We start from the raw sequence: 20,592 nt of genomic DNA, 5'->3' as shown, positions 1-20,592 counted from the left end.
GTGGCAGGAGAACTGATCGTCTCCATATCCGGCATCAGGAATCGCACCCTGACCGAGGTGGCGGCGTTCTGCACCGAACTCGACACCCGTGGGGTGCCGGCGTCGCTGATGGTCGCGCCGCGGCTCAAGGGCGACTACCGGCTGGACGATGACCGCGACACCGTCGACTGGCTCACCCGGCGTCGCGGCCGCGGTGACGCGATCGTCCTGCACGGTTTCGACGAGGCCGCCACCAAGACCCGGCGCGGGGAGTTCGCGGTGCTGCCCGCCCACGAGGCGAACCTGCGCCTGATGGGTGCCGACCGAGTGCTGGAGCACCTGGGCCTGCGCACCCGGCTGTTCGCCGCACCCGGCTGGAACGTCTCGCAGGGGACGCTCACCGCCCTGCCGCGCAACGGATTCCGGTTACTGGTCGGTCTCTCCGGCATCACCGATCTGGTGCGCGACACCACCGTGCGGGCCCGGGTGCTCGGCATCGGGGAGGGCTTCCTCACAGAGCCGTGGTGGTGCCGCACCCTGGTGCTCTCGGCCGAGCGCAGCGCGCGCCGCGGCGGCACCGTGCGCCTGGCGGTGTCGGCCCGCCAGCTGCGCAGCGACGGGACCCGCCGGGCGATCCTGGATGCGATCGATCTGGCGCTCATGCACCACTGCCAGCCGACGCCGTACCGCTGGGCGGCGCCGGCCGCGCTCACCAAGCCGGATGCGGCCTGACGCTGCGGCCTTCGGGATAACGTGGGCGGCATGGATGCCGACGTCATCGTGGTGGGTGCGGGACTGGCCGGGCTGGTCGCCGCCTGTGAGCTGATCGAGCGCGGCCGCCGCGTGCTGATCGTCGACCAGGAGAACGCCGCCAACATCGGCGGCCAGGCGTTCTGGTCGTTCGGCGGGCTGTTCTTCGTCGACAGTCCCGAGCAGCGCCGGCTCGGCATCCGGGACAGCCACGAACTGGCCCTGCAGGACTGGCTGGGCTCCGCCGGATTCGACCGCGCCGAGGACCACTGGCCGCGGGAATGGGCACACGCCTACGTCGATTTCGCCGCCGGGGAAAAGCGCGCCTGGCTGCGTGCGCGCGGGCTGCAAACCTTCGCGTTGGTGGGCTGGGCCGAGCGCGGCGGCTACGACGCCCGCGGACACGGCAATTCGGTGCCGCGGTTCCACATCACCTGGGGCACCGGGCCGGCGTTGGTGGACATCTTCGCCCGCCGCCTGCTCGGCCACTCCGCCGTGCGGTTCGCCCACCGGCACCGGGTCGACGAACTCATCGTGGAAAACGGTGCAGCCGTCGGGGTGCGCGGCGCGGTGCTGGAACCGTCGACCGCCGGACGCGGCGTCGCGTCGTCACGGAACACCGTGGGCGAGTTCGAGTTCCGGGCCCAGGCCGTCATCGTGGCCAGTGGTGGTATCGGCGGCAACCATGACCTGGTACGCAAGAACTGGCCGGCCCGGATGGGCACGCCACCGGCGACCATGCTCTCGGGGGTGCCCGAACACGTCGATGGGCGGATGATCGGGATCGCCGAAGCTGCAGGAGCGCAGGTCATCAACTCCGACCGGATGTGGCACTACACCGAAGGCATCACCAACTACGACCCGGTGTGGCCCAACCACGGCATCCGGATCCTGCCCGGGCCGTCGTCGCTGTGGCTGGACGCCACCGGCAAACGCCTGCCCGTTCCGCTCTATCCGGGCTTCGACACGCTCGGCACGCTGGAATACATCGCCTCCACCGGCTACGACTACACCTGGTTCGTGCTCAACGCCCGCATCATCGCCAAGGAGTTCGGCCTGTCCGGGCAGGAGCAGAACCCCGATCTGACCGGGCGCAGCGTACGTGCCGTGCTGGCCCGGGGTCGTGACGGCGGACCGGCGCCGGTGCGCGCCTTCGTGGACCGCGGCCCGGACTTCGTGACGGCACACTCGTTGCGGGAGCTGGTGTCCGCGATGAACGGCGTCGACGGTGTGGTGCCCCTGGACTATGCCACGGTGGAGGCCGAGGTGACCGCGCGCGACCGCGAGGTGGTGAACCGCTTCACCAAGGACGGGCAGATCACCGCGATCCGCGGGGCGCGCGGCTACCTGGCCGAGCGGGTGGCCCGGGTGGTCGCGCCGCACCGGCTGACCGATCCCAAGGCCGGCCCGCTGATCGCCGTCAAGCTGCACATCCTGACCCGGAAGTCGTTGGGCGGCTTACACACCGACCTGGAGTCCCGGGTGCTCACGGCCGGCGGCGGTACCTTCGACGGGTTGTTTGCGGCCGGGGAGGCCGCCGGCTTCGGCGGCGGCGGGGTGCACGGCTACCGCTCGCTGGAGGGCACCTTCCTGGGCGGCTGCGTGTTCTCCGGCAGGGCCGCGGGCCGGGCCGCCGCCCGGGACACCGCCTGAGGCCCGGCCGCCAGCACCGCCAGGCACACCATGGCGGTGGCCCACAACCAGCCACCGAAGATGTCGGTCAGATAGTGCAGGTCGGTCGCGGCCATGCCCAGCCCGCCGATCACGCTGACCACCACGGCCAGCGCCACCCGCCACCACGCATATCCGATGGCCAGGACCAGCATCGCGGTGACGGTAGTGACCACCGTGGTGTGCCCGCTGGGATAGGCGTACGCCCACGTCGTGCCGTTGCCCTTGGACCGGCCGAACAGTCTCTTGAGCACCCGGGATCCGATCAGCGCGACGGCCGGGCACAGCGCCACCACCACCGCGAGGCGCCAGCGTCGCCGCCACAGCGCCACCAGCACCGCGACGGCGAGCAGCACCAGCATCGCGACGCCCCAGGTGAAGTAGAGCATCCAGATCGGGGCCGGGCCGAGCACGTCGTTCATCACGTTCAGCGCGGTGGCGTCGAACGCGGTGTTGCCATGCCCGACCAGCACCCCGAGCAGCACCATGGCACCGATGGCGACGGGTGGCCACCAGCGCAGCAGTGTGTGCCCGTTCAGAACTGCGTCCCGTTCTCCGCTTCGAGCACCTGGAAGTCGGTGTCGGTCATCTCCGAGAGCCGGCCGTAGTAGATGCCGCGGGCCGACGGCTCGATGATGGCCTGGTGGATCGGGACCGCCCGGGCCGGCGCCACGGCGCGCAGGTAGTCGACGGCCTCGGCGATCTTCATCCAGGGTGCCGCGGCGGGGGTGGCCAGCACGTCGACCGGCTCGCCGGGGACGAACAAGGCATCGCCCGGGTGCATCAACCGGGCCGGGTGGTCACCGTCGCCGATCAGGTATGACGTGTTGTCGATCACCGGGATGTCGGGGTGGATGGTGGCGTGGGTGCCGCCCACCCCGCGCACCGTCAGGTGGCCGACGGTGAACGTGTCCCCGGCGTGGACGGCCGTCCACGGCTCGCCCAACTGTGCCGCGGTCTGCGGATCGGCGTACAGCTTGGCCTGCGGATTCGCCTCCAGCAGGGCGGGCAGCCGGGCGGTGTCGGCGTGGTCGGGATGCTGATGGGTGATCAGGATCGCGTCCAGGCCGGTGACGCCCTCGAAACCGTGCGAGAAGTTGCCGGGATCGAACAGCACCGTCGTCTCGCCTTCGGCGCCGTCGCGGAAGCTGGCCAGCAGGCAGGAGTGGCCGAAGTGCGCGAGTTGCATGGCTCCATTGTGGCTTGTATTCACGTCGGTAGAGTTACAGCCGATCAAGACCACATTCACCGCTCGTGAAGGAGTACCCGTGGCCCGCGTCGTAGTGCACGTGATGCCCAAGGCCGAGATCCTCGACCCGCAGGGGCAGGCGATCGTCGGTGCGTTGGGACGGCTCGGCCATGGCGGTGTCTCCGACGTCCGGCAGGGCAAGCGGTTCGAGCTCGAGGTCGACGATTCGGTGTCCGACGCGGCGCTGGCCGAGATCGCCGAGTCGCTGCTGGCCAACACGGTCATCGAGGACTTCGTCGTGAGCCGGGACCCGTCGTGACCGCGGCCAAGGTCGGCGTCATCACCTTCCCCGGGACGCTCGACGACGTCGACGCCGCCCGGGCGGTGCGACTGGCCGGCGGTGAGGCCGTCGCCCTGTGGCATGCCGACGCCGACCTCAAGGGTGTCGACGCCGTCGTGGTGCCCGGCGGGTTCTCCTACGGCGACTACCTGCGCGCCGGCGCCATCGCCAGCTTCGCGCCGGTGATGCGGTCCGTCGTCGACGCGGCCCGCGGCGGGATGCCGGTGCTGGGCATCTGCAACGGCTTCCAGGTGCTGTGCGAGTCGGGCCTGCTGCCGGGTGCGCTGACCCGCAACGCCGGGCTGCACTTCATCTGCCGCGACGTGTGGCTGCAGGTGGCGTCGAACACCACGGCCTGGACCACCCGCTACGAACAGGACGCCGACCTGCTGGTGCCGTTGAAATCCGGCGAGGGCCGGTATGTGGCGTCCGAGGCCGTGCTCGACGAACTCGAGGGCGAGGGCCGGGTGGTGTTCCGCTACCGCGAGAACCTCAACGGGTCGATGCGCGGGATCGCCGGGGTCAGCTCGGCCGACGGCCGGGTGGTGGGGCTGATGCCGCACCCCGAACACGCCACCGAGCCGCTGACGGGACCGTCCGACGACGGCCTCGGCCTGTTCTACTCCGCGCTGGATGCGGTGCTGACGGCCTGACGAACGTGGGCCCTGTGCACGGCATGCCGGCCGGCAGCGTGCACAAGGCCCACACTCGACGTCAGGCGCTCAGGGCGACGGAGGCCTCGGCGGTGTAGTTCAGGAACGTGAAGGTCTCCTGCAGGTACAGCTGTACGGTCTCCGCATCGTGGCTCAGGTACCCGATCGAGACGTCGGTGCCCAGCTGTAGATCGAAATCTCCTCCGCGGGTGGACAATACGAATGCGCCGTCGATGGCCGGGGCCCAGATGATGTCACCGTCGACCACCCGGTTCAGGTGTTCGCGCAGCGGATAACCGTGCTCGGTGGTCTCACTGACCTTGGTGTAAGCATCGGCCGACAGCAGCACCGAGTACGGGCCGTCGACACCGGCCAGCCGCAGCTCCGACAGCGCCTGGGCGATCACGTCGGGATAGTCGCGCGGATCCTCGGGCAGCGCCAGGCCGGGGTTGGAGCTGGCCGCGCGGATGCCCTGGATGTTGGCCGCCGCGTAGCCCTCGAAGATGGCCCGGTCCTCGGCGAAGGCCAGCTTCTTGGCGGCGTCCTTGACCGGATCCCAGTCCGAGTCCTGCGAGCCGCGCTCCACGTCGTCGATGGCCTCGCGGGTGATGGTGAACGGCACCCGCAGCCGCACCAGTGGACGGCTGTCGCGCAGGTGCGCGATCACCCCGTCACCGGGGGAGGCCACATCCAGCAGATGGCCGGTGGACACCGCGGCGCTGGTGGCGCCGGTCGGGCCGGTGCAGTCGACCACCCGGCGCCCGGCGATGTGCCGCTTGAAAGTCCGGGTGGCCTCCTGCTCGATCTCGGCCCACGCCTCGTCGGTGACCGGCGCCAGTTCGCGGTACAGGTTGTTCATCGGGGTTGTCCTTTCAGGCTGCCGATCGACAGTGAACCGGAGTACGTGGGCGTGCTGGTGACGACGACGGGGACGGGCTCGGCCGCCCCGGGCATGGGTGGCGGGTCGTCGAGGAAATCGGCCGTCGGGGTGAAGAACAGGCAACCCGTCACCGCGGTGGAGAAGTCCAGGATCCGGTCGGTGTTGCCGGGTGGGTCGCCGATGAACATGTTGCACAGCATCCGTTCGGTGACGGCGGCGCTGCGCGAATAGCCGATGTAGTAGGTCCCGAACTCGCCCTTGCCGATCTCGCCGAACGGCATGTTGTGCCGCAGGATCTTCAGCTCGTTGCCCTGCTCGTCGGAGATGACGTTGAGGGCCACATGCGAATTCGCCGGCTTCACCGCGTCGTCCAGTTCGATGTCGTCGAGTTTGGTGCGGCCGATCACCCGCTCCTGCTCCTCGACCGACAGCGCGTTCCACGCCGACATGTCGTGCAGGTAGCGCTGCACGTGGACGTAGCACCCGCCGGCGAAATCGGGATCCTCGTCGCCGATTTGGCTGGCGCTCACGGCCACCGGGCCGCCCGGGTTCTCCGTGCCGTCCACGAAGCCCAGTAGGTCGCGGTTGTCGAAGAACTTGAAGCCGTGCACCTCGTCGACGACGGTGATGGCGCCGTCCATCGCGGCGACGATCTTGCCCGCCAACTCGAAACACACGTCCAGCGATTCCGCCCGGATGTGGAACAACAGGTCACCCGGCGTCGACGGGGCGCGATGTCGCGGCCCCTCCAATGCGGTGAAGGGATGCAACTCGACGGGGCGGGGCCCGCTGAACAAGCGGTCCCAGGCGTCGGATCCGATCGACGTGATGACCGACAGGTGCTTGGTCGGATCGCGAAATCCTATGGCGCGGACCAGGCCCGAGATATCGCCGAGCGCGTCGTGCACGGTCTGCTCGCCGCCCTCGTCGATGGTGGCGACCATGAAGATGGCGGCCGGGGTCAGTGGCGCCAGCACCGCCTGCGGAACAAGATCGGACACATCGCAGACCCTAGCGCGGCCGGACACGGTCGCACCGGTCAAGATGAAAAGATGCCTGCTAGCCCCCAGCGCCTGTGTGAGTTCATCGACGCCTCGCCGTCCCCGTTCCATGTCTGCGCGACGGCCGCGCGGCTGCTGGAGGCTGCCGGGTACACCGAACTGTCCGAATCCGAGGCGTGGCCCGACTCGGGCGGCAAGTTCTTCACCGTGCGGGCCGGCTCGTTGGTGGCCTGGGATTCGACGCCGGGAGCGGTGCCGTTCCGGATCGTCGGCGGTCACACCGACAGTCCCAACCTGCGCGTCAAACAGCACCCCGACCGGGTGGTCGCGGGTTGGCAGGTGGTGGCACTGCAGCCCTACGGCGGTGCGTGGCTGAACTCGTGGCTGGACCGCGACCTCGGGATCAGTGGCCGACTGTCCGTCTTGGACGCAGGCCAGGTGGCGCATCGGCTGGTGCGGATCGACGACCCCATCCTGCGGGTGCCGCAACTGGCCATCCACCTGTCCGACGACCGCAAAGGGGTCAGCCCCGACCCGCAACGACACGTCAACGCGATCTGGGGGGTGGGCGAGCAGCGGTCGTTCGTCGGGTTCGTCGCCGAACGCGCCGGGGTTCGTGAGTCCGATGTGCTGGGCTTCGACCTGATGACCCACGACCTGGCACCGTCGGCGATCACCGGCGCCGGTCGGGAGTTCGTCAGCGCCCCGCGGCTGGACAACCAGGTGACCTGCTATGCCGGACTGGAGGCGCTGCTCGCCGCCGAGCCGGATAGTCACATCCCGGTGCTCGCGCTGTTCGACCATGAGGAGGTCGGTTCGCAGTCCGACCACGGGGCGCAGTCCGAATTGCTGCTGACGGTGCTGGAGCGCATCGTGCTGGCCGGCGGGCGGGGTGGCCGGGAGGACTTCCTGCGGCGCTGCGCCGAATCGATGATCGCCTCCGGCGACATGGCGCACGCCACCCACCCGAACTACCCGGACCGGCACGAACCCGGCCACCTCATCGCGGTGAACGCCGGCCCGGTACTCAAGGTGCAGCCGAATCTGCGCTACGCCACCGACGGCCGCACCGCGGCGGCGTTCGCGCTGGCGTGCCGGCAGGCCGGGGTGCCGCTGCAACGGTACGAACACCGGGCCGACCTGCCGTGCGGGTCGACGATCGGGCCGATGACCGCGGCGCGCACCGGGATTCCCACCGTCGACGTGGGAGCGGCGCAGCTGGCCATGCACTCGGCCCGCGAGGTGATGGGCGCCGCCGATGTGGCCGCGTATTCGGCGGCGCTGCAGGCCTTCCTGGCGCCGGCGGCGGGCACACGTCGGGGGTAGTGGTTACTCTCCGGCTATGGCAATTGGTGTGGAGATGATCACCGTCGATTCGCTCGATCCCGATCGCCTCGCGGCGTGGTGGGCGACGGCCGCCGGGGGTGAGTTGACCGCGGTGATGCCAGGGGAATTCGTCTTCGTGGCGCTGCCGGGCGGGCTGCGGCTGGGCTTTCAGCGGGTCGACGATCCGACGCCCGGCAAGAACCGCGTGCACGTCGACTTCCACACCGAGGATCTGGAGGCCGAGGTGGCCCGCCTGGTCGCGCTGGGCGCCACCGAGACGGGCAGGCACAGTTTCGGCCCCGAATTCCAGTGGGTGGTGTTCGCCGATCCGGACGGCAACGCTTTCTGCGTGGCCGCGTCCTGATCGCCGGCACGGTGTGGTCGGTCGTCGGGGTCAGCGCCGCGCTGGCGCTGTGGGCGTTGTTCGCCCGGCAGTTGGACCGCTGGCGCATCACGCCGGCGATGGTGCTGGTGCTCGTCGGCGCGGCGGTGGGTGTCGGCACCCATCACGCGCTGGCGGCGAGCCTCGACACCGACGTGATCCTGCCGATCATCGAGCTGATCCTGGCGATCCTGCTGTTCGGTCACGCCACCCACGTGCGCGGCGGTTTCTTCGGCGGGATGGCCGGGCCGGCCTTCCGGCTCGTCGTGATCGCGCTGCCGCTGAGCCTGGCGCTGTCGGTGCTGCTGGGCAGCTGGCTGCTGCCCGGACTGTCCTGGGCCGCGCTGCTGGCGGTCGCCTGCGTGGTGGTGCCCATCGATTTCGCGCCGGTAGCGTCCTTCCTGCACGACGACCGGATCCCGGCCCGGGTACGCAATCTGCTCAACGTCGAAGAGGGCTACAGCGACGGCGTGGTCGCGCCGATCCTGGTCTTTGCGCTGGCGATCACCGGAGGTGAGCACGCCGGCGCCGAAAGTGTGATGCATGCGGTGCGTGACGCGGTCCCGCACCTGCTGAGCGCCATCGTGCTGGGACTGGTCATCGGCGCGGCGGTGGCGGTCGCCGCCAATGCGGCGGACCGCCGCGGCCTCATGACCGACCGGTCCCGTCGGCTGATCCTGGTGTGCACCCCGGTGCTGGCCTACACGCTCAACGTGGCCTCGCACGGCAACGGGTTCGTCGCGGCCTTCGTGTGCGGTATCGCGTTCAACGGATTGCGCCGCTACTCCGATGAGCGCCGCGAACTGGAGTTGCTCGACGACGTCGCGTTCCTGCTGTCGGCCGTGCTCTGGTTCGTCTTCGGTGCGGTGGCCTGGTACGTGCTCGAAGAAGGTGTCTCGATCGGTCTGGTGGTGTTCTGTGTGCTGGTGGTCACCGTGGTCCGGTTCGTCCCGGTGGTGCTGTCGCTGACCCGCTCCGGCCTGACGCGCCCGCAACGACGGCTGGTGGCCGTCCTGGCGCCGCGCGGAGCAGCGACCATCGTGCTGGGACTGCTGGCATTCAACGTGCTCGACGACGCCGCCGAACGTGCCGTTCTGCTCTGCACCATCCTCGTGGTGCTGGGCAGCGTGCTGCTCTGGGGTGTGCTCGGGCCGGTGCTGGTCGGCCGTTATCCCGCGAACGAATAAACTATGCCGGTGACGTCTGGTAACAGCCCCGAAGTAGACACCGTCGAGCGGGCAGCCACCACCCCCGAACAACCACAGCCCTACCGCGAGCTCGGGCTCAAGGATGACGAGTATCAGCGCATCCGCGAGATCCTGGGCCGCCGCCCCACCGACGCCGAACTGGCGATGTACTCGGTGATGTGGAGCGAGCACTGCTCCTACAAGTCCTCCAAGGTGCATCTGCGCTACTTCGGTGAGACCACCACCGACGAGATGCGGGCCGGCATGCTGGCCGGCATCGGCGAGAACGCCGGCGTCGTCGACATCGGCGACGGGTGGGCGGTCACGTTCAAGGTGGAGTCGCACAACCACCCGTCCTATGTGGAGCCGTACCAGGGTGCTGCCACCGGCGTGGGCGGCATCGTGCGCGACATCATGGCGATGGGCGCTCGTCCGGTGGCCGTCATGGATCAGCTGCGGTTCGGGGCAGCCGACGCCCCCGACACCCGCCGGGTGCTCGACGGCGTGGTGCGCGGCATCGGCGGTTACGGAAACTCCCTCGGCCTGCCCAATATCGGCGGCGAGACCGTGTTCGACGCCTCCTACGCCGGTAACCCCCTGGTGAACGCGCTGTGCGTCGGGGTGCTCCGCAAGGAGGATCTGCACCTGGCGTTCGCGTCGGGCACCGGTAACAAGATCATCCTGTTCGGCGCCCGCACCGGTCTGGACGGGATCGGCGGCGTGTCGGTGCTGGCGTCCGAGACGTTCGGCGGCGACGAGGGCTCCGGCCCCGGCCGCAAGAAACTGCCGGCCGTGCAGGTCGGTGACCCCTTCATGGAGAAGGTGCTCATCGAGTGCTGCCTCGAGCTCTACGCGGCCGACCTGGTGGTCGGTATCCAGGACCTCGGCGGGGCCGGATTGTCTTGCGCCACATCCGAACTCGCGTCCGCCGGTGACGGCGGCATGCGGGTCGAACTGGAGACGGTGCCGCAGCGGGCGGCGAACATGACCCCGGCCGAGATCCTGTCGAGCGAGTCGCAGGAGCGCATGTGCGCCGTGGTCACCCCGGAGAACGTGGACAAGTTCCTGGCCGTCTGCCGTAAATGGGATGTGCTGGCCACCGTGATCGGCGAGGTGACCGACGGCGACCGGCTGGAGATCACCTGGCACGGCCAGACCGTCGTGGACGTGCCGCCGCGCACCGTCGCCCACGAGGGCCCGGTGTACCAGCGACCGGTGGCCCGGCCCGACACCCAGGATGCGTTGATCGCGGACACCTCGGCCACGCTGCCGCGTCCGGCGACCGGCGACGAACTCAAGGCCACACTGCTTGCGCTGCTGGGCAGCCCGCACCTGTGCAGCCGGGCGTACATCACCGAGCAGTACGACCGCTACGTGCGGGGCAACACCGTGCTGGCCGAGCACGCCGACGGTGGTGTGCTGCGCATCGACGAGGAAACCGGCCGCGGGGTGGCGGTCTCGACGGATGCGTCCGGGCGCTACACCCAACTGGACCCGTACGCCGGCGCGCAACTGGCGCTGGCCGAGGCCTACCGCAACGTCGCCGTCACCGGCGCCACCCCGGTCGCGGTGACCAACTGCCTGAACTTCGGTTCGCCGGAGGACCCCGGTGTCATGTGGCAGTTCTCCCAGGCGGTGCGCGGACTCGCCGACGGCTGTGCGGCCCTTGGCATTCCGGTCACCGGCGGAAACGTCAGCTTCTACAACCAGACCGGTACCACCGCGATCCTGCCCACCCCGGTGGTCGGCGTGCTCGGCGTCATTGACGATGTGAAGCGCCGCATCCCGACGGGCCTGGGTACCGAGCCCGGCGAAACCCTGATGCTGCTGGGGGACACCCACGACGAGTTCGACGGCTCCATCTGGGCGCAGGTGACCGCCGACCATCTGGGCGGCGTGCCGCCGAAGGTGGACCTGGCCCGCGAGAAACTGCTCGCCGAGGTGCTGACCGCGGCGTCGCGGGACGGGTTGATCTCGGCGGCGCACGATCTGAGCGAGGGCGGGTTGATGCAGGCGGTGGTGGAGGCCGCACTGGCCGGTGAAACCGGTTGCCGCGTGATCATTCCCGAAGGCGCCGATCCCTTCGTGACGCTGTTCTCCGAGTCGGCCGGCCGGGTGCTGGTCGCGGTGCCGCGCACCGAGGAGAGCCGGTTCCGGTCGATGTGCGAGGCGCGCGGCCTGCCCGTCACCCGGATCGGCGTGGTCGACCAGGGCAGCGACGCCGTGGAGGTCCAGGGCCAGTTCGGTGTGACGCTGGAAGAACTCCGCAGTACCTCCGAGGGTGTGCTGCCCGGGTTGTTCGGGTGACCGAGCGGACCGGTAGCCGCCACCCACTGCTGGTGTGGGTCTGGAGCCTGGTCCGCCTCGACTTCGTCGGCATCGCGTTCGGTGCCCTGCTGTTCTGTTTGTCGTTGACGCCGTCGCTGCTGCCGCGTGACTGGCTGTTCGCCGGCCTGATCGGCGGTCTGAACGCGGCCATCGGTTACGGCATTGGTGTGGGCGTCGGAAAACTGCTGTACCGGTTGGTGTTACGGCACCGGCCGTGGTGGCCCCCGGCTGCCCGGGTGACCCGCCTGATCAAGGCCGCGATCGTGATCGCGGCGGTGGGCTCGGCGCTGCTGGTGCTCATCCCGGCCGCGGCGTGGCAGCGGCAGGTGTCGGCGGCGATGGGGATGCAGGGGCCGGGCACGGCCGGCTACCTGCGCACCCTGCTCATCGCGGCACTGGTCGCAGCGGCCGGCATCGGCACCTGGCGGGTACTCGTCGACGCGGTCAAACTGCTGGCCCGGCTGTTGATCAGGCGCTGGCGGCTGCACCAGGAGGTGGCGTTCTTCATCGGCACCGCCATCGTCGTAGCGCTGCTCGTCACGCTGGTCAACGGGGTGCTCTACCGCGGTTTCCTGATCGGCGCCAGCAGTGTCTTCCAACCCCAGAACGCCACGACCCGGCCCGGCGTCAGCCAGCCGCTGCAACCGGAACGGTCGGGCAGTCCGACGTCGTTCGCGCCCTGGGACACCCTGGGCTATCAGGGCCGCAACTTCGTTGCGGGCGGACCCGATGCCGCCGAGCTCACCCGGGTGAACGGCACACCGGCCCGCGAACCCATCCGGGTGTACGCCGGACTGCAGACCGCGGACACCGCAGAGGGCCGGCTCGCGGTGCTGCTCAGCGAGCTCGAACGCACCGACGCCTTCGACCGCAAACTGCTGGTGATCGTGCCCACCACGGGCACCGGGTGGATCAACCCGGTCGCGGCGCGGGCCATCGAGATGATGTACAACGGCGACACCGCCCTGATCGGGATGCAGTATTCGTATCTGCCGAGCTGGATTTCGTTCCTGGGCGACCGGCAGACGTCCGTCGAGACCGGCCGGATGATGATCGACGCCATCCACGACCGCTGGTCCACACTGCCGCCGGAGCACCGGCCGAAGCTGGCGCTGTACGGGGAGAGTCTCGGGTCACTGGCCGGCCAGGGTGCCTTCGGCTGGCTGCCCGATATCGCGGCGATGGACTTCTCCTCGGTGCTGTGGGTCGGGCCGCCGAACGAGAGTTCGTTGTGGAGCGGGCTGGTGCAGCGCCGCGACCCGGGCACCCCCGAGGTGGAACCCCGCTACGACAACGGCCGCACGGTGCGGTTCTCCCAAGCGCAGAGTTCCGATGCGATCGCCCGGGTCGCAGCGGCCCCCTGGAACGGGACCCGGGTGTTGTTCCTGCAGCACGCCTCCGACCCGATCGTCTGGTGGTCCCCGAAACTCCTGTTCTCCCGGCCGGATTGGCTGACCGAGCCGCCGGGTGCCGACCGCACGGCCTCCATGCGCTGGTATCCGATCGTGACGTTCTGGCAGGTGAGTGCCGATATGACCAACGCCGCCGGGGTTCCGGGCGGCCACGGCCACAATTACGGCGACTCGGTGCTCGACGGCTGGGTGGCCGTCGCGCCGCCGGACGGCTGGACGCCGGCGGACACCGAACGGGTGCGGGACGCACTGCACCGCGACGAGAGCGACGACCGATACTGATGTCCGCCAGCATGATCCGGGCGGTCGCAGTCGCCGTGGCGGTGGCGGCGGGTAAGTCCGTGCTGACCCGCGTGCCCGCGCTGGCCGCCGCGGCGACGGCCGTACTGGCCCTCAGCGGTGCCACCGTCGGGGTGCGGCGCCCGGCGCTGGCCGCGGGTGTGCGGCAGGGATTGGCGGTGGCCGTGCCCATCGCGGTCGGGGTGGCCGCCTCGACGGCGCTGCCGCCGGTCCGGGCCGGGATGGCGGCCAGGGAGCTGCCCGCCGACCCGCTGCGCTGGCTGCTGTTGCGCATCCCGCTGGCCACCGTGTGGGCCGAGGAGGCGGCGTTCCGGGCCGGATTGGGCAGCGTCACCGCCGCGGCGTTCGGACCGCGCGCCGGCCGGCTGGTGCAGGCGATTGCCTTCGGGCTCAGCCATATCGGTGACGCGCGGCAGGCCGGCGGGCTGGAGCGCAGCGACTCGGGGAATGGAGTGGGCGAGCCGGTATGGGCCACCGTCGTGGCGACCGCGGCGGCCGGCTGGGGGTTCGACTGGCTGTACCGGCGAACGGGCAGTCTGGTGGCGCCGATGCTGGTGCACCTGGCCATCAACGAGGCGGGTGCGGTCGCCGCACTGATCGTCCAGCGGCCGCGCTAGACGTCGCGGATATCGGCCACCAGATCGTGCGGGTCGGTGTCCTGATCGTCGATCCCGAAGCTGATGATCCGCCGCGGTGTGACCCGGATGATCGCCGAATCCAGCTGCCCGCCCGGGTCCGACTCGCCCGTCACCTGCTCGGCGCTGCCGCGGATCTCCAGGCAGCGCACCCGCCACGGGTCGTACGAGGCGATATCGTCGACGACGAAGGCCACCTTGTTGTTGTGCGCCAGATTTCGGTATTTGCGGCTGGCCGACATTCGGTAGCCGGCGATGTCGATGGTGCCGAGCCCCTCGTTGTAGGTGAAGCCGACCGGGCTGTTCTGTGGTGCGCCGTGCGGGTCGACGGTGGCCAGCCGGCCCAACACCGCGCCGCGCAGGAAATCCAGTTCGTGCGGTTTGAAGGTCATGGCCCCCACCGTAGGAGCTCAAGAAGGGTTGAGGTCAACCCTCACGGGTTGATGGTGGGTTCGCCGACCTGACGGCCCCACACGTACTCGCTGAAAACCGGTGAGCCCCATTCGAAGTGGTTGTAGGGCGCGATCGACAGTCCGGTGTCCATCACCAGGTACGGTGCGGGCCACAGATCCCTGGTGATCTTCTGCCAGCAGCCGGGCTTGCCCTCCGGCCCGCCGTGGGCGTTCACCCTGGGCAGATTGTCCGGATAGATATAGGCGTTGGGCACCCCGAACCCGAAGACGGTGCCGTTGGAATCCAGCGAGTAGCCGTTGTCCCCGCCGAACGTCGCCTCCATCAACGGTGCCACGTCGTGGTAGTTGCGGATGGTGCAGAGCAACTGCGGGCTGTAGCGGTCGAACAGCGTCGCCGTCGGGATCAGGTCGGTGGCACCGCGCGCCAGATACGGCCCACCCCGCTCCAGGATGTCACCGCCGTCGGCGCCGAATCCGACGGCGGCCAGCAGGGCGCGGTCGATCGCGCCGCGCTCGTCGTCGAGCGTCGCGGCGGTGTGCGCCGCCCGTGTCAGCCCGTCGAACAGATCGGGAGCGGCGTCGGCGTAGCGATCGCCCAGCGCGGCCAGCGAGCGGATGTCGCGGCGGAACTCGGCGGTGCGGGCGTTGGCGTCGGCGAGGATGTCGCCGGCGTCCGACAGGGACCGGCCGAAGCTGCCGCCCATCCCGGTCAGCGCGTCGGCCGCGGCGGTCAGGGTGAGATTGAGCTTGACCGGGTCGACCCGCTCCGAAATGGCCAGCACCGTCTCGAACAGCGTGTTGAACTCGGTGCTCACCCACGTAGCGGTGATCTCGCCGTGCGGTGACATGCGCTGCGGGGCAGGGTTGTCCGGTGATCTGAAGGCGATGTACTTGTTGCCGAAGACGGTGCTGGCGTTGACGTCCGCGGTGACATCGGCCGGAATCAGGGACAGGTAGCGCGGTTCGATCTGCACCGTCACCCGGGCGTGCGGCACCCCGTCCACGTCGGCGGGTGCCACCGTGTGCACCCGCCCGATCTCCACACCGTTGAAGGTCACCTTGGATCCCGGGTCCACGCCGAGGCCGGCCCGCGGAGACAGCACCGTCAGTTCCGCCCGGTACCGGAAGTCGCCGCGGAACTGCAGATAGACGAGCACCGCCAGCGCGGTGAGCAGGGCCAGCGCGACCGCCCCGACCCCACGGTGAGGCACTGCGAAGCGGTCGGCGGCCACATTGCGACACTAATGGGATGGCGGCGCGGCGCACGGTGGATCCTGAACAGACGCGGGCCGCGGTGCTCGCGGTCGCCGACTGGTTGCGCGACGACAGTCTGCCGGCCCCCGACCGGCCGGTGCTCGCCGAGGCGGTGCGGCTCACCGCACGCACCCTGGCCGCGCTGGCCCCCGGCGCCAGTGTCGAGGTGCGTGTGCCGCCGTTCGTCGCCGTGCAGTGCATCGACGGTCCCCGGCACACCCGCGGCACCCCGCCGAACGTGGTGGAGGCCGATCCGCGGACCTGGCTGCGGGTGGCCACCGGCCTGCAGAGCATCGACGCGGCACCCGGGATGACCATGTCGGGTTCGCGGGCCGGCGAGATCGCCGACTGGCTGCCCGTGGTGCCGCTGCCGGGCTGACGGCGGTCAGCGGAAATACGGGTACTCCTGCACCCAGTGGAAGCCGCGGTTGCGCAGCGGGAAGCTGTTCGGGTCCACGCGGTCCAGCTCGATGCGCACCGGGGCGCCCCGCAGCGTCCCGGTCAACGTCAGCCGGTCGGGGCCGGGCCGCTGATAGTGCAGGTCGGCGAACGGTGCCGGGTCCGGTACGGGTGCGGTGGTGCCGTCCGGTGGCGGCAGCGGCGTGGTCAGGGCCAGGGTGTGCGCGCCTGCATCCAGGGCGGCCGGCGCGGTGTGCAGCCGCCCGTCCATCGACTGGAAGGTCACCGCCCCCGCATCGTCGAAAACAAGCCGCTGCCAACGGTTTTCATCGGTCGTCAGGGGTGCCACGGGGTGGCCGTCCAGGGCGAACGAACGGACCGACCAGATGCCGTACAGCTCCGGTTTCGGCCGACCGCCGCCGTAGCTGCCCCACGCCTGCCAGTTCTGCAACAGCAGACCGGCCAGCACCCAGATGCCGAGGGCCACCTGAACCCCGACCGCCCAGCGGTTGGCCCGCGTGCCGGCGAACAACGGCGGCACCGGGACCGGCCCGCAGGCCCGCTCCAGCACCACGGCGTCGAACAGCCGCCGGGCCTGCGGTGCCAGTAGTACGGCGCTGATCAGCAGGAGATGCGAGGACAGGATCTTCACCGGCACGTCGAAGGTCATGTTGAGCAGGAACACCTGAGCCATGCTGAGCAGGCTCAGCAGCGCCCCGAACGTGGCGGTCCGCGGCAGGAACAACAACAGGCCGGCGACCATCTCGACCGCGCCGAGCGCCATCTCGTAGGGATGCGAGCTGCCGACCTGCAACCACAGCACCGACGCCGGGCTGAACTCCCCGAACGGCTGCAACAGCGCGGTCAGCGGCGGCTCGGGCATCTGCGTCGGAATGACCTTGGCCGCACCGTAGAACAGCATCTGCCCGCCCAGGCACAGCCGCAGGAACACCCGGAACCAGACGGCCAGCTCGGGATAGCCCGTCGAGCGACGGTCCAGCAGCGACCACGCCACCGTGCCCACCGCGGCCATGACCAGCAGGCAGAACATGGCCACCCAGATGGCCGCCTGGTCACCGCTACCGGACCCCGGATGCAGCCGCGCGTCCACGCCGAACAGCTGCCGTCCCACCCATCGGCTGACCGGATCCGTGAGCAGCATCTGCCACTGCACCGCCCCATCGGGCAGCAGCATGGCCAGCGGACCGGTGAAGGCGAAGGTGATCTGGGCGAACCACAGGCAGAACAACCCGAAGTACAAGAAGCTGAATCGGAATGCGATACGCGTCAGCGGCCGCCACTGGGCGGTCCGTGCGGTGAGGGTGTCGGCACTGACGGTGTCTTGGCTCACATCCGCTCACCGTAGCCGCGCCCACGCTGGCGGAATGTGCGGACCCGCCAACCTTGTTGACGCTCACGAGGGGGCAATCGGCCGTTCGATTCCGTCAATGACGGTGGTTGCCCGTAAACTCAGCTATGTCACCCCCAGCCCCCAGGGAGCAGCCATCGTGACCTTCGAGCCGGTTGAGTCGCAAGAGTCGGACCCCAAAGAGGAATGCGGCGTCTTCGGCGTCTGGGCGCCGGGTGAGGATGTGGCCAAACTCGCGTACTACGGGCTCTATGCGCTGCAACACCGCGGGCAGGAGGCGGCCGGCATCGCCGTCGCCGACGGCTCGCAGGTGCTGGTCTTCAAGGATCTCGGCCTGGTCAGCCAGGTGTTCGATGAGCAGACCCTGGCCGCCATGCCCGGCCACGTCGCCATCGGGCACTGCCGCTACTCGACCACCGGCTCCACCACCTGGGAGAACGCCCAGCCGGTGTTCCGGAACACGGCCGCGGGCACCGGTGTTGCGTTGGGCCACAACGGCAATCTGGTCAACACCGCCGAACTGGCCAAGCAGGCCAGGGAGGCCGGGCTGATCGAGACCCGGGGCGCGCCCACCGCCACCACCGACTCCGACATCCTGGGCGCGTTGCTGGCGCACGGCGCCGCCGATGCGACGCTGGAGCAGGCCGCGCTGGAGTTGCTGCCCACCGTTCGTGGTGCCTTCTGCCTGACCTTCATGGACGAGAACACGCTGTATGCCGCGCGTGACCCGTACGGGGTGCGCCCGCTGTCGTTGGGCCGGCTGGACCGCGGCTGGGTGGTGGCCTCGGAGACCGCGGCCCTGGACATCGTCGGTGCGTCCTTCGTCCGCGATATCGAACCCGGCGAACTGCTGGCCATCGACGCGGACGGTGTGCGGTCCACCCGGTTCGCCAACCCGACGCCCAAGGGCTGCGTGTTCGAATACGTCTATCTGGCCCGGCCGGACAGCGTGATCGGCGGCCGGTCCGTACATGCGACCCGGGTGGAGATCGGCCGCAGGCTGGCCAGCGAGCACCCGGTGGAGGCCGACCTGGTGATCGGGGTGCCGGAGTCGGGCATCCCCGCGGCCGTCGGCTACGCGCAGGGCTCCGGTATCGCCTACGGGCAGGGCCTGATGAAGAACGCCTACGTGGGCCGCACCTTCATCCAACCCTCGCAGACCATCCGCCAGCTCGGCATCCGGCTCAAGCTGAACCCGCTCAAGGAAGTCATCCGCGGCAAGCGGCTGATCGTCGTCGACGACTCGATCGTGCGCGGCAACACCCAGCGCGCCCTGATCCGGATGCTGCGGGAGGCCGGCGCACTGGAGGTGCACGTCCGGATCGCGTCACCGCCGGTGAAGTGGCCGTGCTTCTACGGCATCGACTTCGCCACCCCGGCCGAGCTGATCGCCAACGGCTCCAGCGGCGACGAGGACGAGATGCTCGAGGACGTGCGGCGCGCGATCGGTGCCGACACCCTGGGCTACATCAGCCAGCAGGGCATGGTCGCCGCCACCGAGCAGCCGTCGTCGCGGTTGTGCTCGGCCTGCTTCGACGGCAGCTACCCGATCGAGCTGCCCGGTGAGAGCGCCCTCGGCAAGAACGTCATCGAGCACATGCTGGCCAACGCCGCGCGTGGCGGGATCCCGCTGCAGGACGCCAACGACAACGCGTCGGCGCTGCGACGGCCCTAGCCGCCGGCCGGCCTTCGACAGACCGGGCGACTGAGCCGCCCAGCGGTGTCCAGTCCGCGGCGCGACCGGTAGCCTTTAGCCTGATGAGTCAGGGTCGCGCCGAACAACACGGCATCTCTTATGCAACGGCCGGGGTGGACATCGAGGCGGGGGATCGCGCCGTCGAGCTGTTCAAACCGCTGGCCAAGAAAGCCACCCGTCCCGAGGTGCGGGGCGGGCTGGGCGGATTCGCCGGACTGTTCGCCCTGCGCGGCGGGTACCGGGAGCCACTGTTGGCGTCGTCGACCGACGGGGTGGGCACCAAGCTGGCCATCGCGCAGGCGATGGACAAGCATGACACCGTCGGGCTGGACCTGGTGGCGATGGTCGTCGATGACCTCGTGGTGTGCGGTGCCGAGCCGCTGTTCTTGCAGGATTACATCGCCGTGGGGCGCACCGTGCCGGAGCGGGTCAGCGCCATCGTCTCGGGTATCGCCGACGGTTGTGTCCTGGCCGGCTGCGCGTTGCTGGGTGGCGAGACCGCCGAGCATCCGGGGCTGATGGAGCCCGACCACTACGACATCTCGGCCACGGGTGTGGGTGTTGTGGAGGCCGATGACGTGCTGGGGCCCGAACGGGTGCGCCCGGGTGATGTGATCATCGCGATGGCCTCCACCGGCTTGCACTCCAACGGCTATTCGCTGGCCCGCAAGGTGTTGTTGGAGATCGACCGGATGGATCTGGCCGGTCATGTCGAGGAGTTCGGTCGCACCCTCGGTGAGGAGTTGCTCGAACCCACCTACATCTATGCCAAGGACTGCCTGGCGCTGGCGTCGGAGACTCAGGTGCGCACGTTCTGCCATGTGACCGGCGGGGGACTGGCGGGCAACCTGGAACGGGTGATCCCGAACGGGTTGGTCGCCGAGATGGACCGCGGTACCTGGACACCGGCGCCGGTCTTCGGCATGATCGCCCAGCGCGGCCGCGTGGAGCGGGCCGAGATGGAGAAGACGTTCAATATGGGCGTCGGCATGGTGGCCATCGTCGCGCCGGAGGACACCGACCGCGCGTTGGCGATTCTCACCGCACGCCATCTGAACTGCTGGACGCTGGGCACCGTCACCAAAGGTGGAAAAGGTGAAGCCCGAGCACACCTCGTCGGTCAGCATCCGCGGTTCTGATCTCGGTCAGGACCGCGGGGCTACCCGCGCGGGTGGGGGTCAGCGGCGCCAGTCGTCTTCTTCGGCGTAGCGATCGGCCAGGCCGTCGCTGAAGTCATCAGACTCGGGCGCATTTGACAGCTCACGCTGCAACCGCTCGAAATCGGTTTGTGGCGAGCTGTACTTAAGGTCTCGAGCAACCTTCGTCTGCTTCGCCTTCGCCCGGCCGCGGCCCATGGGGGACCCCCTCGCGCAATAACGGAGCGGCCCAACGAGCAGGCGGCTCCGATCTGTGTGTGTGTTTATTGTC

General features: G+C 69.7%; 21 protein-coding genes. 13 read left to right on the top strand and 8 right to left on the bottom strand.

Annotated features, from left to right (window positions below):
* Window positions 1-711, top strand: a complete 711-nt coding sequence (locus tag AWB94_RS13475; protein ID WP_062655800.1) for a DUF2334 domain-containing protein — start codon at window positions 1-3, stop codon at window positions 709-711.
* Between the two features lie 30 nt (window positions 712-741).
* Entirely contained in the window at window positions 742-2,382 is a 1,641-nt protein-coding gene (locus AWB94_RS13470; protein WP_062655799.1) for an FAD-binding dehydrogenase, read from the top strand.
* On the opposite strand, the gene AWB94_RS13465 is transcribed toward AWB94_RS13470, so the two are convergent.
* Together AWB94_RS13465 and AWB94_RS13460 are read right to left on the bottom strand one after the other, a co-directional pair.
* Complete coding sequence (locus AWB94_RS13465) at window positions 2,295-2,888, bottom strand: phosphatase PAP2 family protein (protein ID WP_062655798.1); 594 nt, start codon at window positions 2,886-2,888, stop codon at window positions 2,295-2,297. The genes AWB94_RS13470 and AWB94_RS13465 overlap by 88 nt on opposite strands.
* 47 nt (window positions 2,889-2,935) lie before the next feature.
* Window positions 2,936-3,589 (bottom strand): MBL fold metallo-hydrolase, encoded by a 654-nt coding sequence (locus AWB94_RS13460; protein ID WP_062655797.1) that lies wholly within the window; start codon window positions 3,587-3,589, stop codon window positions 2,936-2,938.
* A 79-nt stretch (window positions 3,590-3,668) separates the two neighbouring features.
* Here AWB94_RS13460 and purS point away from each other — a divergent pair, with 79 nt between their 5' ends.
* Entirely contained in the window at window positions 3,669-3,908 is a 240-nt protein-coding gene (purS, locus tag AWB94_RS13455) for a phosphoribosylformylglycinamidine synthase subunit PurS (RefSeq protein ID WP_062655796.1), read from the top strand.
* A complete protein-coding gene (gene purQ / locus AWB94_RS13450; protein ID WP_062655795.1) occupies window positions 3,905-4,582 on the top strand; it encodes a phosphoribosylformylglycinamidine synthase subunit PurQ in 678 nt (225 codons plus the stop codon). Before purS ends, purQ begins: the two co-directional genes overlap by 4 nt.
* A 61-nt stretch (window positions 4,583-4,643) precedes the next feature.
* Here purQ and AWB94_RS13445 read toward each other — a convergent pair whose 3' ends face one another.
* Both AWB94_RS13445 and AWB94_RS13440 read right to left on the bottom strand, forming a co-directional pair.
* Window positions 4,644-5,441 (bottom strand): family 1 encapsulin nanocompartment shell protein, encoded by a 798-nt coding sequence (locus tag AWB94_RS13445; RefSeq protein ID WP_062655794.1) that lies wholly within the window; start codon window positions 5,439-5,441, stop codon window positions 4,644-4,646.
* Window positions 5,438-6,463, bottom strand: a complete 1,026-nt coding sequence (locus AWB94_RS13440) for a Dyp-type peroxidase (RefSeq protein WP_109762071.1) — start codon at window positions 6,461-6,463, stop codon at window positions 5,438-5,440. The genes AWB94_RS13445 and AWB94_RS13440 overlap by 4 nt, the downstream gene beginning before the upstream one ends.
* 51 nt (window positions 6,464-6,514) lie before the next feature.
* Between AWB94_RS13440 and AWB94_RS13435 the strand changes: the two genes are divergently transcribed.
* From AWB94_RS13435 to AWB94_RS13410, 6 genes are read left to right on the top strand one after another with little or no spacing between them, the layout of a single operon-like run.
* Window positions 6,515-7,789 (top strand): M18 family aminopeptidase, encoded by a 1,275-nt coding sequence (locus AWB94_RS13435; RefSeq protein ID WP_062655793.1) that lies wholly within the window; start codon window positions 6,515-6,517, stop codon window positions 7,787-7,789.
* A gap of 16 nt (window positions 7,790-7,805) precedes the next feature.
* Window positions 7,806-8,153, top strand: a complete 348-nt coding sequence (locus AWB94_RS13430; RefSeq protein ID WP_062655792.1) for a VOC family protein — start codon at window positions 7,806-7,808, stop codon at window positions 8,151-8,153.
* An 11-nt stretch (window positions 8,154-8,164) separates the two neighbouring features.
* A complete protein-coding gene (locus AWB94_RS13425; protein WP_062655791.1) occupies window positions 8,165-9,358 on the top strand; it encodes a cation:proton antiporter domain-containing protein in 1,194 nt (397 codons plus the stop codon).
* 9 nt (window positions 9,359-9,367) lie between these two features.
* A complete protein-coding gene (gene purL / locus AWB94_RS13420; RefSeq protein ID WP_062656124.1) occupies window positions 9,368-11,665 on the top strand; it encodes a phosphoribosylformylglycinamidine synthase subunit PurL in 2,298 nt (765 codons plus the stop codon).
* Window positions 11,662-13,380 (top strand): alpha/beta hydrolase, encoded by a 1,719-nt coding sequence (locus AWB94_RS13415; protein WP_062655790.1) that lies wholly within the window; start codon window positions 11,662-11,664, stop codon window positions 13,378-13,380. The genes purL and AWB94_RS13415 overlap by 4 nt, the downstream gene beginning before the upstream one ends.
* Window positions 13,380-14,015: an Rv0804 family intramembrane glutamic endopeptidase gene (locus AWB94_RS13410; protein ID WP_062655789.1), complete on the top strand. Its 636-nt coding sequence runs from the start codon at window positions 13,380-13,382 to the stop codon at window positions 14,013-14,015. Before AWB94_RS13415 ends, AWB94_RS13410 begins: the two co-directional genes overlap by 1 nt.
* On the opposite strand, the gene AWB94_RS13405 is transcribed toward AWB94_RS13410, so the two are convergent.
* Both AWB94_RS13405 and AWB94_RS13400 read right to left on the bottom strand, forming a co-directional pair.
* Entirely contained in the window at window positions 14,012-14,425 is a 414-nt protein-coding gene (locus AWB94_RS13405) for a PPOX class F420-dependent oxidoreductase (protein WP_062655788.1), read from the bottom strand. The genes AWB94_RS13410 and AWB94_RS13405 overlap by 4 nt on opposite strands.
* A gap of 41 nt (window positions 14,426-14,466) precedes the next feature.
* A complete protein-coding gene (locus AWB94_RS13400) occupies window positions 14,467-15,678 on the bottom strand; it encodes an MCE family protein (protein WP_062655787.1) in 1,212 nt (403 codons plus the stop codon).
* Window positions 15,679-15,695: 17 nt separating this feature from the next.
* Here AWB94_RS13400 and AWB94_RS13395 point away from each other — a divergent pair, with 17 nt between their 5' ends.
* Window positions 15,696-16,079: a sterol carrier family protein gene (locus AWB94_RS13395; protein ID WP_062655786.1), complete on the top strand. Its 384-nt coding sequence runs from the start codon at window positions 15,696-15,698 to the stop codon at window positions 16,077-16,079.
* Window positions 16,080-16,085: 6 nt separating this feature from the next.
* Here AWB94_RS13395 and AWB94_RS13390 read toward each other — a convergent pair whose 3' ends face one another.
* Entirely contained in the window at window positions 16,086-17,450 is a 1,365-nt protein-coding gene (locus AWB94_RS13390; protein WP_062655785.1) for a hypothetical protein, read from the bottom strand.
* Window positions 17,451-17,547: 97 nt separating this feature from the next.
* On the opposite strand from AWB94_RS13390, the gene purF reads away from it, so the two are divergent.
* On the top strand, window positions 17,548-19,143 hold the full coding sequence (gene purF / locus AWB94_RS13385; protein ID WP_234811732.1) for an amidophosphoribosyltransferase: 1,596 nt from the start codon (window positions 17,548-17,550) through the stop codon (window positions 19,141-19,143).
* Window positions 19,144-19,226: 83 nt separating this feature from the next.
* Complete coding sequence (gene purM, locus AWB94_RS13380; protein WP_024450123.1) at window positions 19,227-20,303, top strand: phosphoribosylformylglycinamidine cyclo-ligase; 1,077 nt, start codon at window positions 19,227-19,229, stop codon at window positions 20,301-20,303.
* Between the two features lie 39 nt (window positions 20,304-20,342).
* Here purM and AWB94_RS13375 read toward each other — a convergent pair whose 3' ends face one another.
* Entirely contained in the window at window positions 20,343-20,519 is a 177-nt protein-coding gene (locus AWB94_RS13375) for a DUF3073 domain-containing protein (RefSeq protein WP_084395055.1), read from the bottom strand.
* Between the last annotated feature and the right edge of the window lie 73 nt (window positions 20,520-20,592).

The sequence above is a fragment of the Mycolicibacterium canariasense genome, from assembly GCF_002101555.1.
Lineage (GTDB): Bacteria > Actinomycetota > Actinomycetes > Mycobacteriales > Mycobacteriaceae > Mycobacterium > Mycobacterium canariasense.
Note: the sequence above shows the minus strand (reverse complement) of the source record. Positions and strands in the feature narration are given on the sequence as shown.

Excerpts from the sequence above, each read along its gene's own strand:
- AWB94_RS13470 (WP_062655799.1), top strand. The coding sequence starts at position 742 with ATGGATGCCGACGTCATCGTGGTGGGTGCGGGACTGGCCGGGCTGGTC.
- AWB94_RS13465 (WP_062655798.1), bottom strand. The coding sequence starts at position 2,888 with ATGGTGCTGCTCGGGGTGCTGGTCGGGCATGGCAACACCGCGTTCGAC.
- AWB94_RS13460 (WP_062655797.1), bottom strand. The coding sequence starts at position 3,589 with ATGCAACTCGCGCACTTCGGCCACTCCTGCCTGCTGGCCAGCTTCCGC.
- AWB94_RS13445 (WP_062655794.1), bottom strand. The coding sequence starts at position 5,441 with ATGAACAACCTGTACCGCGAACTGGCGCCGGTCACCGACGAGGCGTGG.
- AWB94_RS13435 (WP_062655793.1), top strand. The coding sequence starts at position 6,515 with ATGCCTGCTAGCCCCCAGCGCCTGTGTGAGTTCATCGACGCCTCGCCG.
- AWB94_RS13430 (WP_062655792.1), top strand. The coding sequence starts at position 7,806 with ATGGCAATTGGTGTGGAGATGATCACCGTCGATTCGCTCGATCCCGAT.
- AWB94_RS13410 (WP_062655789.1), top strand. The coding sequence starts at position 13,380 with ATGTCCGCCAGCATGATCCGGGCGGTCGCAGTCGCCGTGGCGGTGGCG.
- AWB94_RS13405 (WP_062655788.1), bottom strand. The coding sequence starts at position 14,425 with ATGACCTTCAAACCGCACGAACTGGATTTCCTGCGCGGCGCGGTGTTG.
- AWB94_RS13395 (WP_062655786.1), top strand. The coding sequence starts at position 15,696 with ATGGCGGCGCGGCGCACGGTGGATCCTGAACAGACGCGGGCCGCGGTG.
- purF (WP_234811732.1), top strand. The coding sequence starts at position 17,548 with ATGACGGTGGTTGCCCGTAAACTCAGCTATGTCACCCCCAGCCCCCAG.
- purM (WP_024450123.1), top strand. The coding sequence starts at position 19,227 with ATGAGTCAGGGTCGCGCCGAACAACACGGCATCTCTTATGCAACGGCC.
- AWB94_RS13375 (WP_084395055.1), bottom strand. The coding sequence starts at position 20,519 with ATGGGCCGCGGCCGGGCGAAGGCGAAGCAGACGAAGGTTGCTCGAGAC.